12 protein-coding genes and 1 pseudogene are annotated in these 13,522 nt (G+C 38.2%); 8 read left to right on the plus strand and 5 right to left on the minus strand.

Translation table 11 applies throughout. The annotated features are described in order from the left end of the window. Nucleotides 1-207: 207 nt before the first annotated feature. Nucleotides 208-421 (plus strand): annotated as a pseudogene (locus HBH39_RS19810) (ISAs1-like element ISSba1 family transposase); the annotation flags it as partial. A 292-nt stretch (nt 422-713) separates the two neighbouring features. Here the strand turns inward: HBH39_RS19810 and HBH39_RS11755 are convergent. Continuing rightward, nucleotides 714-893: a hypothetical protein gene (locus HBH39_RS11755; protein WP_167678483.1), complete on the minus strand. Its 180-nt coding sequence runs from the start codon at nt 891-893 to the stop codon at nt 714-716. A gap of 158 nt (nt 894-1,051) precedes the next feature. On the opposite strand from HBH39_RS11755, the gene HBH39_RS11760 reads away from it, so the two are divergent. Continuing rightward, complete coding sequence (locus HBH39_RS11760) at nt 1,052-1,882, plus strand: substrate-binding periplasmic protein (protein ID WP_167678485.1); 831 nt, start codon at nt 1,052-1,054, stop codon at nt 1,880-1,882. Between the two features lie 626 nt (nt 1,883-2,508). Here HBH39_RS11760 and HBH39_RS11765 read toward each other — a convergent pair. From HBH39_RS11765 to HBH39_RS20055, 3 genes are all read right to left on the minus strand, one after another. Further along, on the minus strand, nt 2,509-3,513 hold the full coding sequence (locus tag HBH39_RS11765; protein ID WP_167678487.1) for a YecA family protein: 1,005 nt from the start codon (nt 3,511-3,513) through the stop codon (nt 2,509-2,511). 959 nt (nt 3,514-4,472) lie between these two features. Then, entirely contained in the window at nt 4,473-6,533 is a 2,061-nt protein-coding gene (locus HBH39_RS11770) for a CHASE3 domain-containing protein (protein WP_167678489.1), read from the minus strand. Between the two features lie 187 nt (nt 6,534-6,720). Further along, nucleotides 6,721-6,894 carry a transposase gene (locus HBH39_RS20055; protein ID WP_348272995.1) on the minus strand — a complete coding sequence of 58 codons (174 nt, stop codon included), beginning with the start codon at nt 6,892-6,894 and terminating at the stop codon, nt 6,721-6,723. A 173-nt stretch (nt 6,895-7,067) separates the two neighbouring features. Here HBH39_RS20055 and HBH39_RS11780 point away from each other — a divergent pair, with 173 nt between their 5' ends. The 3 genes from HBH39_RS11780 to HBH39_RS11790 all read left to right on the plus strand — a co-directional run bounded on the left by HBH39_RS11780 (nt 7,068) and on the right by HBH39_RS11790 (nt 7,988). After that, nucleotides 7,068-7,367 (plus strand): transposase, encoded by a 300-nt coding sequence (locus HBH39_RS11780; RefSeq protein WP_167678491.1) that lies wholly within the window; start codon nt 7,068-7,070, stop codon nt 7,365-7,367. Nucleotides 7,368-7,459: 92 nt separating this feature from the next. Then, entirely contained in the window at nt 7,460-7,714 is a 255-nt protein-coding gene (locus HBH39_RS11785) for a type II toxin-antitoxin system Phd/YefM family antitoxin (RefSeq protein WP_167678493.1), read from the plus strand. Beyond that, complete coding sequence (locus HBH39_RS11790) at nt 7,701-7,988, plus strand: type II toxin-antitoxin system RelE family toxin (protein WP_167678495.1); 288 nt, start codon at nt 7,701-7,703, stop codon at nt 7,986-7,988. Before HBH39_RS11785 ends, HBH39_RS11790 begins: the two co-directional genes overlap by 14 nt. On the opposite strand, the gene HBH39_RS11795 is transcribed toward HBH39_RS11790, so the two are convergent. Beyond that, nucleotides 7,975-8,169: a hypothetical protein gene (locus HBH39_RS11795; RefSeq protein ID WP_167674520.1), complete on the minus strand. Its 195-nt coding sequence runs from the start codon at nt 8,167-8,169 to the stop codon at nt 7,975-7,977. The two genes, HBH39_RS11790 and HBH39_RS11795, sit on opposite strands and share 14 nt — an antisense overlap. Before the next feature lie 229 nt (nt 8,170-8,398). On the opposite strand from HBH39_RS11795, the gene HBH39_RS11800 reads away from it, so the two are divergent. From HBH39_RS11800 to HBH39_RS11810, 3 genes are all read left to right on the plus strand, one after another. Continuing rightward, the gene (locus tag HBH39_RS11800) at nt 8,399-8,872 is read left to right on the plus strand and encodes a hypothetical protein (RefSeq protein WP_167678497.1); all 474 of its coding nucleotides are present in this window, start codon (nt 8,399-8,401) and stop codon (nt 8,870-8,872) included. A 157-nt stretch (nt 8,873-9,029) separates the two neighbouring features. Then, the gene (locus HBH39_RS11805; RefSeq protein ID WP_167678499.1) at nt 9,030-10,628 is read left to right on the plus strand and encodes a site-specific integrase; all 1,599 of its coding nucleotides are present in this window, start codon (nt 9,030-9,032) and stop codon (nt 10,626-10,628) included. Further along, complete coding sequence (locus HBH39_RS11810) at nt 10,621-13,518, plus strand: site-specific integrase (protein WP_167678501.1); 2,898 nt, start codon at nt 10,621-10,623, stop codon at nt 13,516-13,518. Before HBH39_RS11805 ends, HBH39_RS11810 begins: the two co-directional genes overlap by 8 nt. Nucleotides 13,519-13,522: the final 4 nt, after the last annotated feature.

Below are 13,522 nucleotides of genomic sequence, written 5' to 3' on the forward strand. Positions count from 1 at the left end.
AAACTTTTACGTTAACACCATAAATAAAGCTTAGTACATAACATTAAAGAAAGACCAATTCGTCAATAAAGAGGTCTGGTGCTGAAGAAGATGGCCTTGAATTAGCCCTAAAAGACAGGGCGAGTTCATATTTTGTTAACATGTAACAGTACGGATTTGCGTATCGGCATGACTTGATTGATCATGTAATTCTCCTGAACTTAATCCATGTCCATATTTGAACACTTGAAACTTATCGCTCCATCGCTCTTACATCATCTCGACCATGATTTAATAGATAATCATTTTCTTGTTTTAGCCGAAATCGATTCAGGTTGTGCTGGCTGGCCAACTATCTAACTAAGAATTTGTCAAAGGGAACCTATCGTGGCTTGGTAATCATCGAGGTTTTGACAAAAAAGCAGCGTCTCGGTCTTCCATCGGTTGAATGAATTTGACCGTATTACACCGGCATTGAACAAAGTCGATTGACGGGCTTATCTAGGGTGACCCAATTCCGTTCAACGGTGCAAACTTACGAGGTTCGCAATACAGATGGCTTCGGTAGGAACACCAATTGATTGTAATAAGTAAAAAAATGCCTATCTAGCTTCAGCTGAATAGGCAAAAGGTTGGATAAACTGAGAAGTTGATGGAAAAAGGAGTTAATTCCACCAATAACGATAAGTTTAGTTCAATATTTCAAAAAAGCATCAAAGTCATCAAAAAGATAATTAACTCGTTTGTGCATATCCGTCAGGTAGCTGCGCTTCGTGGTTAACATTCCAAGATAACAGCTTGTCGATATTGGGCTTGGATGGGAAAAGTGCATGAAAGTAACCCTGATATGAGCATATCTCTACTTGACCATTTTTCTTTGCGAGTTCAAGGGTACGACCAGGCGTTAACGTCAACCTTAACCTTTTGTGAATAAGGTCCACTCACAAGTTAAGCTAACACCTGAGTTGGCAGATCTCCTCAAACTGTTCTATATGACAAGTAACGTCAGTAAGCAAAATTGTGATCATAACCAACATGTTACGACTTCCTTTTAGGTATTTTTTAAGAGGCAATGATGAAATATGCAATTTTATTAATAGCATGCAATATAACGCTACTTTTTATGCCGACTTCTGTTTCCGGGGAGATCAGACTGACTATCGGAAGCGATCATTGGCCGCCCTATGAACTGGCCGAAAAGGATTTTGTAACCAATGGTTTCAGTACTCAAGTCGTCGAAGCGGTTTTAAAGCGTATGAATATGCAGATCGAAGGCAAGATCCAGCTCTATCCCTTTGCACGATTAGAGCATCATATTTTACACGGTCACATTGATGCAGCATTCAGTCTGAGTTCCAATACAGAACGACAAAAACAATGTTATTTTCCAGCGGAACCCTTAATTGATTCTAAATGGGTCCTATTTATCCGTCAGGAGGATAAAAATAGGCTAAGGTTTTCCACGTTAGATGACTTAAAAGGCAAAACCATCGGTGTTGTCAGGCAATATGCCTATACTCCGGCGTTCTGGGCGTTTTTAAAAAAAGAAAACAATTATGAAACTGTCAGTAATGATGAGCAAAATTTTATCAAATTGCGCTCTGGACGCATTGATTATGTCATTGCAGAATATGCCAATGCGTTAACGATATTGAAAAAGCTGGGACTAAGTGATGAGTTAATGCCCTTGTTAACTCAGCCTGTTTACAAGACAGAATTATATGTTATTTTTAATAAACAACGTATTTCTGAACAATTTGTCAATCGGTTTTCCGATACCTTGAAAGCCTTCAAGCGCACGTCTGAATATGACCGTATTTATGAAAATTATTTTTTAACGCATCCTCTTGATAAAGTTCATTTTTCTCATGTTTGTCACAGGGGTAATTGCGCTGTAAACTAGTCAATTGATACCCTGTCAAGGTTTTGCGAAGAGTTATCTCTATTCGGTTTTTATATCACACTCACTATTAACCAATATATTCAATCACTTACAGCAAAAACCTACTAACCCTGAGACATTTTTTGTCTGATAATGGCAATTTGAGACAATTAACCTTCGCCTTTTCCTGAGACTAAAATGTGAATTCTACGCATAAAAATTGTCGCTAAAGCGGCATTATTGATGACTTTAAGTTCTAACCAAGCGATTACCTGCATACAATGCTATGGCTGTGAATTTGCATAAATATTTGATCCACTAATTGCATGATTTTTTGCCCCACTGAAACAATTTTAACCAATTAATAGTCTTATCATTATTCGCTATAATCATGGATCATTTTCAAATGCAAATGAGTACTAAATTCGGATGACTATTTGAATGCAAATTAACACGATGATGTGAATCCCTGAATGTCTAAGGCCACTAAATTACACTTTTATGCGCATAAAAATGTAAAAAAACGCACTTTTATGCGCGTAAAAGTGTGACTTAGCCACTTCTACGTAAAACCTCGCCCGATAAGGGGGGATATAAGGCGAAATTGCTAAAATTCACCTTGTTGTTGATAGCTGTGGACAGCCAGTTTATGAGTGAATGGTGAATTGGAATGTTTGGTTTAACAAAGGCTGCACCTGAACCACTCTGGAGACAGGTTCAGCATTGATATAACGCCTTGGATCGATGATCACAAATCCCCAAAACTGCAAAAATCGCTCAATAAACCTAGTTTCGATGAGCATGCTTAAGCTTTTTTCCGGTGGAAAGTAATCATCTATAGGCAATAGCTTCAGCAAATCGGGAAAAGCGGTCTGCACATCTTTAACGAGCTGATCAACATTGCCGTGGATTTGGATACGCCACAACATAAACACCCAAAAGGTACGCAGGTCAAAATCGTATTCAAAACCGTCCAAATACCCCCAATTATATTTACCAATTGCGGCTTCTAACATAGGTTTAAAAAATGCCTGTATGCCTAAGGCGTGATACTGCTTTTGCGCTGTTTTTTTTACATGGTAGCGCCCGCTATGTTGATAAATAATACCACTCATTTCGGCTAGTACTCTGGTGTAGTGCAAGGCATTGAATTTGTCTTCGTTACTGCCCGCAAATTCACTGATACTGATATTGACATTAAACTGTGAAACGGCAAATTCAGGTAGTAATTCACTCGCAGATTTGACTAGCTTAGTAGGCAAATTGCCTTTGCTCGTGGCTTTAAATGAGCCATCTTGCGTGATAGCCTCATCTAGAATTAACGCTAAATAACGCATGACAGGACAGGCTATCAACTCGTCTGGACTTTTGATGTTCACCCACTGTAATTGATCAAAAGGAGCATAAAGCCAATTGGTCATTTGTGTTGGCGACAAACCACAAAAATCGGGATGAGGCTGATTATTTCGAGCCTGCACTTTGTGCTGTAAAGCAACGTTAAGTTCATCAAGACTTAAATGAGGATTCATTGCCAACATGCCTTCAGCATCATCAAAGATTTGCGCATGTTGCTTGGAGACACTGCTCATACAACAACGTTTAAACTTTTTACCACTACCACAGTGGCAAGGATCGTTACGACCGAGCTTCATTATTGTTCCTTCTTAAAAACCGACTAACCTCATTGGCGCCTAATACTCATTAAAATACTCGCTCATTGGTTAAAAGTCTTTCTACCGTTTTCATTGATGGCAACATGCGAATGCTTCCATTATGTTCACACTATCCTTTAGCGGAAATATATCTTAGTTAATTATTGATTTTGATCACAATGACTTTGTATTCACATTAAAGAAATAAGTTGATAACGCTGTCATAAATATTTTAAACTTATTAAGATGCGAACAAATAACTAAGGAATGGTTATATGCAATTGATAATGAATTTCATAGCAGTGATGAGCAGCGACCTAATCGTGGTCGTAGCGATATTTGTATGTTTGTCTATATACTGCATTTGTAACGCATTTTTTAGAAACCTCTATCTAGAACAGCCGCTCATTTATTCAACTCTTAAACCTGGAACCCTCCAACATATCAAAAAATCTAACGATGAAATTAGCCGACAAGTTATCCTCGGTAATATAGTGTCTGTGATTTTAGCGGTAGCGAGTGGAATACTGTTTTACATCGCCAATTAATGTAGTCATAAGAAATGAAAAAGAATAATGTTTATCACTTATTGACTTATCCCCCAGCTAAAGCAAGGGGATCCTAAGAGCTATTACAGCACAAAGACAAGTCTAGTGTTTAACTGCTACCTTTTCTTCTACAAGACTGTCTAGTCCGACCGAAACCGCAAAGGTCAATTTTCAGCTGAGCGAAGTCTTTATGTTTCGATCCCAAATTTTTCATAATCGTTAAACTTTCTCGCATCTTGATTAATATCGCATAAAAAATTGACATGCTGTAACTCCAAAATTTGGGACAAAGAACATCCTCCATGAATTTTAATTATTCATCAGCGATGATTTTAAAACGCATACACAACAAGGGGTGCCATAAATAAAATTTTGATTAATAAAAATTATCTCTGTCGTTTCTAAATAAAATTATAAACTAAACCGATTCAGTTCATTATTTAAGTTATTAGACAATTTAACCATTTGTTCAGCACTTTCATTCATTTCAATAGAATCATTAGCCGTTTGATTGGATAACTCTCTAATTTCTACAATACGCTTACTAATATCGTCTGTTGTATAAGCTTGTTCTTCTGCCGCTGTAGCAATTTGAGTACTAATATCAGTTATCTTTAATACTGAAGTCAGAATATTGTTGAATACTTCCGTGACACTTTCAGTCTGACCAACAATTTGCTCAACTTTAGATAAACCATTATTCATCGACTTTTGAGATACACTTGCGCTTTGCTGGACCTGCTTAATCATAGACTCGATTTCTGTTGTAGAATTTTGCGTATTTTGCGCCAAAGACCTAACTTCATCAGCAACCACAGCAAATCCTCTACCTAATTCACCCGCTCTTGCCGCTTCAATTGCAGCATTTAAAGCTAATAAATTAGTTTGATCGGCAATTTTCTTTATAACATCCAAAATACTGGCAATATTTTCAGCACTATTTGATAAATCAGTGATCATTAGATTAGTATCTCTCAAACTTTCTGCTAATTGATGAATATCTTTAGTCACTGATGCGACATCTTTATTGCCATGATTAACTAATTTGTGGGCTTCACTGGCTGAGTCTGCAGCAAAAGATGAATTTGATGCCACCTCAGCTGCAGTTGCTCGTAACTCTTCCATAGCTGTCGCTATCTGATCTGTTGAAGAGTTTTGTAACGCAACATTCTTAGACGTTTGCTCTGCCACGGTTAACAACCGCTGAGAAGATGTTTGCTGAACTCTAGATGAATCAGCCACGTTTTTAATCAAGCTCTTCAAGTTGCGTGACATATCGAGCATTGCGGCATAGACACCTGTTTCATTGCCAATATTCGAATATGACTGAGTTAAATCACCGTCTGCAATTTTACGAGAAATACTCGCGAGTATTGAAGGTTCCAAACCAACAAGTTTCATCACGTCTTTAACAATATAAATTGCGGCTATAATCGCCAGAATAATTCCAATAACAGCACTAAAAAATAAAATGGTTATAGTATTTTTTGCTGTTGATTCCGCGTCTGCCGATCTGCTAACAATCAATTTTTCTTCTGCATTTACAAAGTCAGCGATTTCACCTCGGATCGCATCCATATATTTTTTACCTAAACCTTTTTCAATGAATGCCGTGATATCGGCCATAGTCATGGTGACTTCATTCATTTTTCTGCGTGCTTCAATTTCAGGCAGTGCTGCTTCTGTAGACCATTCATCAGCAAATTGTTTAGCTGTTACTAACTGCTGTTTAATATTTACAACCGAATAAGTGACCGTTGCTAAATGTTGTTCAAATAACTCAAGGCGTTTAACGAAATCTATTCTTCCCTGTTTATAAGGTTCTAATGATTCTTCTTTACCCGACAACAAAAAACCTCGTTGACCAGTTTCTTGATTTATCATGTCATTTAATAAATTAAGCACTAAAAATTGCCCATATGAGTCGCGGTTTTGTTTCATGGTTGCATCTAAATCTGCAACAACACTCCTAAAAGCATCAAATTTTTGTTTACCAACTAATCGAGCTGATACTCGCTTAAACTCAGCTTCAGCTTGTTCGCCCTTAACTATTTCCTTTCGAATATTTATTTGGGGTTCCGCCGCTTCTTCAATCCATTTACGTTTCATACCATCGATAGTTTGTAATCTTGAAACTTGCGCAGGATTATCACTAACCAATTCTCGTAATTTCACTATCTCATCATTAAATAATTCTTGCCCCTTAAAGTATGGTTCTAGATATATTTTATCGCCGGCAACCAGAAAACCTCTCATTCCAGTTTCCATATCCACCATACTACTCATTAATAACTTACCTCTTGCCATCACCTTATGAGTATGATCTACCCAGAAATTAGCATGATTCAAAGCATTAACATTGATATTGACAAATATCGAGATAAGAAGTATTGCAATGACAGGCAAACTGAAACCAACTAAAAGCTTTGATTTTAAGGATAAACCATTGAAATTTTGCGTCATAAATGTCATCCAATTTTAAGGTGCGGAATATTTGAAAATAGACATTCAAATACCCAGTTAGTAGTACTCAATATAGACTATTAGTTTTTATATCGCTCACTCACGCCTTAAATAGATAATTTTTAACCTTAGCAATTTCGCCGTAAACCCTCGCCCGATGAGGGCGGGGATATAAGGAATAAGACGCGATAGCGTCTTATTCTGGAGTCGATTGACTCTCTACATAGGCTTTTAATGTTTCAATTGTTGCACCGCCAGCAGTGCAAGCAAAGTATGATCGAGACCATAGGGCTGAGCTTTTGCCCTGCCTTGTAAGGCAGCGTTTTTCAAGGTAGTTGTCGCTTAAACTGGCGTAAGTCTCAGGGCGCAAAGCGCTCTCTGGGCTGGATACCTTTTAAGACAGGCGCGGCAAGCTTCAAAGACGGTCAGGTTTACTTTAATCGCCAGCATTTCAAGGTATGGGATAGTTACGGTTTATCACAGTATAAGTTCAAATCAGGCTCTTTCAATGAAGATTCTCGCGGTCGCTGGTACTTCAATGTTGTGGTTGAGGTAAAAGTCGAACAGAGCAAAGGCACAAGTGCTATCGGTATTGACTTAGGCTGCAAGGAGGCTGCTACAGATAGCGATGGTGGTCGAGTTGTTGGTCGTCAATACCGAAAGTTGGAGTCTAAGCTCGGTATCGCTCAACGGGCTAGAAATAAGCACCGAGTTAAGGCAATTCATGCCAAAATTAAAAATCGCAGGTCTGATGATTTGCACAAGCACAGCCACCATCTAGTAGATAGTAATGCGGCTATTTTCGTTGGTAACGTTAATTATTTAGGCATGGCTAAAGACTAAAATGGCTAAGTCCGTTTTAAGGTCTTTTTATTTGCCAAAAATTTTAAATGACCTATCATAAGCACTATAAACAAGTCACTAAAGGTGAATATATGCAAATCATAAGACCGATACTTGCTGATAACACAACGAGTATTTCCGAGTTAAAGAAAAATCCAATGGCTGTTGTTGAGCAGGCCGATGGGTTTCCGGTAGCTGTATTGAATAGAAATAAGCCTGAATTCTATTGTGTTCCAGCGGATGCTTATGAGGCGATGCTGGATAAACTGGAAGATATTGAGTTGACTCAACTCGTTAAAGAACGACTTGAGCAAGATGAGGTAGAGGTAAGCCTTGACGACCTATAAGCTCGTTTTCAAGCGCGATGCGGAGAAAGAATGGCGAAAGCTTGATTCCCCAATTCGGGAACAGTTTAAAAAGAAGCTGCTGGAGCGCCTAGAGAATCCCAGAGTCGAATCAGCTCGACTTAGCGGAATGGAAGATTGTTACAAGATTAAATTGCGTAGCGCAGGATACAGGCTTGTATATCAGGTTAGAGATAATGAGCTAGTTATCTCGGTTGTTGCGGTTGGAAAGCGCGAGCGCAATCATGTTTACAAAACTGCAGTTAAGAGAATATAGGAAGCAGATTTATACGTTTGACTTGATCTTGAGTTAAGTCATTTTGATTAGCGGTGCTCAAGTCGTCCTTATTCTTAAAGCAAAGTAAGACTGATATTTGATTTTCATTACACCCCCATTTACCAAGAATCTTTAAAACCCCCTTGAGTCCAATTTTAAATTCTTTCTGTGTAAGCGCCATACAAACCTCCTAATAACCACAATAAACATTTAAAATCATAATCTTAATAAAGAAACGTAATCACTAAACATCTAAAATCATACTGACTAAAAAGCTGAATAGAAGAAAAAACAACCATGACCGTTGATTTATACAGCAATTAACTGTACAAATAAACAGTAGTGCAAATTAATGACTAAATACACGCATCTATAAATAGGGAAATGGGATGATTTAGGAAAATATCGTTATGCCAAAGACAAAAAAGTTGCCGCTAAACTCGCTTCAATTGCACCTCCATCCGAATCTGGTTACTTTACTATCAGGTGACAGATTAACGCAGTCAAAACTTCCAGATATTCAATTTCTTTCAGTTGAACAACTTCAATGTGTGCTTGATTCATGTCCCATACCTGTATTGAAACACGAAAAAGAAGGACAGTATTTTATATTGGCAGCAATGCCTATTATTGAAAGTATTCTCAGCCATGATGCATCATTAAAGTTAAATGCATCGCTCATTATTTATGAAGAAGCTGAACCAATCATGTCTACTCTTGCGCTCATCAAGCCAGCATTACTTATTCCTGAATTCAAATATTTACCACAGCGATTGCACAGTCGACTAGGGAAAGCAAAATTACTTAACTTAGCCATACCTAGCAAAAAACAGCTTAGTCATTTAGCTCAAATGTCCCCTTCTTGTATTAGAGAGAGTAAATAAACCTTGAGCAAAACTTAATTCAATAAACTGACCTTATTGATTAAATATTACCCATATCTCAAAAAATAATAATTAGTGGGCCCAAATTAGCCTCCTTATTTAACTTTTAAGTTGAATTATTTTGATATCGTAAAAAAAAAGCTGAAGTGAGTAAGTGATGAATAATGAAGCCATAAAGTCAAAAGAGCGATACAAAAATAGTGGGGCGCCATTTCCTAATGCTCAATTTTACGGGTTTAAGCTAATAGCAGCATTATTAAGGTTGAAAAAACGATACCCTCCATTACACATAGAAACTGTAACGCCATTTGACCGAGCACTTTTTAACTTCTTATATCTATGGTTAACAGGATCACTAGCATCATGTAAATCAATCGAAGATATTCCAGACATCACTATAGTCAGTGGTAGCCACCCCTGTCAGCCAAATAGCCTAAGAAGCATTCGTAAGAGTGCTCCTTCTTGGATCGAATACGCTATCGCTGTTCCAACTAAACATGGCGTTAATTGGCAATGGCAACCGATCCCAAACGGGTTAAACCATTGGTTCTCTGACGCAATAACAAAAACAAAGCAAACTGAGAAATGCTGGATATTGGAAAAAAAAGAAAAAGAAAAATTCTTTTCCTTTATCAATGACAAATGGCGCACTCCTACAGCATTAAAAGGTAAATATCTGACTCGAAAGGACGCACTGTTCAATTACTTTAATAAAATGGCTCAATGTGATCCTAACCTGCCAACACCGGCAAAAGCAGTTTTGCTTGGGGTCAATAAGTTACATCACTTTAGCGCTTTAAATTATCAAAGACGAGATAGCGAACAAATAAGATATGATATTTTCAAAGCACAAACACACTACTTGGATCGACTACGTCAAGCCATCACAGAACCAGCATTAATATCATTATTTAGTGCCCCAAAACCTATTACTCATACAGATTCTCAGATCATTCACTTTTCAGCTAAACAACAAGATTACTTATGCACCCCTGGAAGAATCCCCTCCTTACATTATGATGTATCAACAGCTTTGCGAACCTATATTCAATCCCCACCGATTTATCTAGGTTCACTACGACAAGTCAAAGTTGACTCTGTACGTCGTTTTTTTCACGAACTTCACCTTCAGGGTCAAAAGCTTGAGCGAAGTAAACATACTCAAGAAACCTTGCTAGAGCTCTATAACTTTAGAGTATTTGAACTCGCACTGTTGTTTATCGTATTAACAAGTACACGCCCCACACACGAAATCACATTTCTGAAAGAGTATTGCTTTGATAAGCAGTCTGTCATCGTCTTTGATAAAGGGTGCTATCGATCTATTTGGTTATGTGAATATTTTCGTCACGCATTATCTCGCTACGAATTTTTGCAGCAAAACTTGCGTCGTCATTCATCAACCACATTTGATACTCCCTTAATGTGGTTTTTAGTTGATAACCATCTAACTGTAAAACCATTATCAGCAAAATCATTGCGTCAATTTACGGCGAAATGGTGGGCTAAAGCTAACTCAGGAGAAATTGCTGTGCCCTATCAATTACGCCATTTTTTTGCTCAGCACGCGTTAACATCATCATCCCCTACACTCACCTCACAAGACATAGACAGACTGATGGGGCATGCTAATTGGGGCGAGCAACTGGGTAGTGACATGCTCTTTCCTGTCGCACAAAACAAACTGACTTCCTTTTTAAATAAAATCCCTGAGTTTTTAAATTTAGCCAAAATAGAAGGGGCTCATCATGGCTAAGGGAACACTAACAGCTCAGATGATTGTCAACTACCGTGTAGATCAGGGCATGGATTGTGAACAAAGCAGAGATATTCAATGGGTATGCAATATGCTTAACTCATTAAATATTAAGGAACGAGCATTATCTCAACAGCAGCTTTTAGAGATCAATAAACACATTGGAAGCATTCCTACTGGTCGACAAAGAACATTATTCAAAGCACTTAATCAAGTCTTGTTCTACTTAAAAGAAATATGTAACTGGAGGTTACCTGAAGTTAAAGAGCAAGTTTTTCGTGATGAATCGATGATGTGGCTACTTGGTATTTTAAAAAATAATCAACTGGCAGGTGAATGTTTTGCCAAATATAAGTCGCAACGTGAATCATTTATGAATGAACGATGGCATAACTTAGGTTGGACATTACTCGTTCTGAACTTTGAAGTCGCCCCGCTACACTTATCATACTGGCAAAAGATATTATCAACGCCGACTTCTATCGAGTTTTTTGAAGGACAATTTACACTCAAAGTGCCCCACTCTAAGCCTATTGCCTCATATGCTAATGAGAAAACGATGAGCTTTACCCGTTATACACTGCCAGCTTTTCCTTTGAGGGTTTTGCAAGATTTTTACAAATCAACCACTGAAAATGGGTTAACTATTAAATCATTATTGGATGCGATTAATCGGTGGGTAGATAATAAACCCTATTATTTCGCACCAATGACATCATCAAAGTGGCTGCGCACATTTCAATCTTTTTGGCATCATCACTATGTTGTGCCGCCAGTTTTATTGCGAGACTTGAGTGATCCTATGCGTCATGTCGCAACACTTGAACCCACAAAGTCTAGCTTTGTTGATGCCATAAAGGAAAAGTCATTATTCATACCACCATTGAAGCAAACAAATTTCGTTGATGAAAATAAAGAACTCGGCACTAGAAACCCACAATGGCCCCATAAAGCGCTCATAAAATTTCATAAACAATCACCTAACAAGAAACATCTAAGGCCAGTTACGCCTGCTTGGGAGCAACAAAATGTACTCCCAAAACTGTTCTTCCTCTTTACTGAGGAACTATTTAATGAGGGTGGGGTTAAAAAGAAAACCCTGCCGCCACAAAGTATCGACCGCTACACAAACTTTTATAAGAGTTTAAGTCCATTGAGCTTTGATGATGCCTGCGACTCAGAGAAGTTGCATCTTTGGGCACATACAGAATTTGAGCGTTTAGATGATAAAACCACACCTTGGCATTTATATAATTTTCTTCGAAGTGCAGCACATCAAGAGCTCACTGACCAGTTAGATTTAGGTCAATTTGAGCGCCCTGAACTCCCTTCTCTTGTTGATCCATTTTGCCTCAATGTTTCTCAAGTCAATAATGCTGTAGCACTATTACTCTCGTCACAAAATGGTGATGCCATGCAACGGCTATTTGCCAGCATAGCGGTCATTCTTGGTTACTATGGAGCAATGCGAAGAGGTGAAGTGTTAAGGCTGCGCCTTGGCCACATATCGTTAAGCCCTCAAAACAAACAGCTTTTCAATATCGTGATAACAAAAACTCCTGAGGGGAGCACCAAAAACGGCAAGACAAGAATCGTCAGTGCATTTATGCCTGAATCAGCAGCGAAACTGATCCGAATATTACTAAAAATCAAAGCTGGCAGTGATGAAACTCAGCCTTTTCTTGGGTTTCAACACGAATCTATACATTTCCGTTCCAGTCATTACATTTACCCTGCGACTCAGGCGCTAAAAGCCCTTTTCGGCCCCCAAATACGTTTCCATCATTTACGGCATGGCGGAGCAGAGTTACTTTACTTACAGGGATTGCACCTTGCGTATCAGCGTCAAGGATGCCATCTATCCAGCATCCTTCAAGATGAAGCAACAGAAGCAATGCTGTGTAACGAAAGTTGCATAGCGCGATTTGATTTTTGGTTAGAAGGCCGCCCACTTAACGAACTGAATGTCGGGTTACTCCTCGACATTATTTCAAAACAATTAGGCCACTCCAGCTATTCAACTACACGGCGCCATTACCTACATGGCATGGATAAAACCGTTGAAATACTCAAACCAACTTATCGCCAATACTCAAGAGCAGAACTGCGCTATTTACTGAATATTCCCGTCAGTTCAAATGATATATCACGTATTTTAAGCTCACTTTCCCCTGAGTATTCATTACTGAGCAACAAGGATAAAAAGCAGTTTCAACCCCAATTGGCAGAAAGCCAAATTCTCAAAAAAATGAAACTTAGTCATTTTATGGGGGAAAAAAGTTCTGCAAACAATAAACAACCTCACACTTATGGCAATGATGATTTTGCATCTCTTTGGATAAGTTCATTACCTAAAGACTTTGTCGATAAACATACATCCTCATTTCATTACTTTTGCAAAAAGTCATTTATATCACTGAATAATGAAACCTTAGACTTCAATACCGTCAGTACTCAATGGCGGCAATTGACACAAGGGCAATATTTAAACTTTACCAATAAAGAACTAACCGCACTCAAAACACTAGGGGTCCCAAGAATCATTCCCCACAAACCAAAGGCTAGAGCATGCATAGAAACACTTGACCTTCATTTTAAATGCCCATGCAATCAAAAAATATTGCAAGCTTTTAAGACCCTGTGTCACGAAGGTGCGTTAAAGCGTTACAAAGCAATTTTTGTACTTGAACAAAACAGAAAAATCCTTAAAAGCAATAAATTAAATATGGTTAAACAGCAATTTTTGCGAAAAGGTGATGAGGCTCGCCAACACATAATCCCTACGGGAAATACTCAATTAACCATCACGTTAGAAACCCTCATTCCGTCCACGCTGCTACAGCAAGCCCTAGAAGAATATTTCACACATTTAATATCACAAAAAGGATAACTAA

The sequence above is a fragment of the Shewanella aestuarii genome (assembly GCF_011765625.1).
GTDB classification, from domain to species: Bacteria; Pseudomonadota; Gammaproteobacteria; order Enterobacterales; family Shewanellaceae; genus Shewanella; species Shewanella aestuarii_A.

Excerpts from the sequence above, each read along its gene's own strand:
- HBH39_RS11810 (WP_167678501.1), top strand. The coding sequence starts at position 10,621 with ATGGCTAAGGGAACACTAACAGCTCAGATGATTGTCAACTACCGTGTA.
- HBH39_RS11785 (WP_167678493.1), top strand. The coding sequence starts at position 7,460 with ATGCAAATCATAAGACCGATACTTGCTGATAACACAACGAGTATTTCC.
- HBH39_RS11800 (WP_167678497.1), top strand. The coding sequence starts at position 8,399 with ATGCCAAAGACAAAAAAGTTGCCGCTAAACTCGCTTCAATTGCACCTC.
- HBH39_RS11770 (WP_167678489.1), bottom strand. The coding sequence starts at position 6,533 with ATGACATTTATGACGCAAAATTTCAATGGTTTATCCTTAAAATCAAAG.
- HBH39_RS11795 (WP_167674520.1), bottom strand. The coding sequence starts at position 8,169 with ATGGCGCTTACACAGAAAGAATTTAAAATTGGACTCAAGGGGGTTTTA.
- HBH39_RS11805 (WP_167678499.1), top strand. The coding sequence starts at position 9,030 with ATGAATAATGAAGCCATAAAGTCAAAAGAGCGATACAAAAATAGTGGG.
- HBH39_RS11765 (WP_167678487.1), bottom strand. The coding sequence starts at position 3,513 with ATGAAGCTCGGTCGTAACGATCCTTGCCACTGTGGTAGTGGTAAAAAG.
- HBH39_RS11760 (WP_167678485.1), top strand. The coding sequence starts at position 1,052 with ATGATGAAATATGCAATTTTATTAATAGCATGCAATATAACGCTACTT.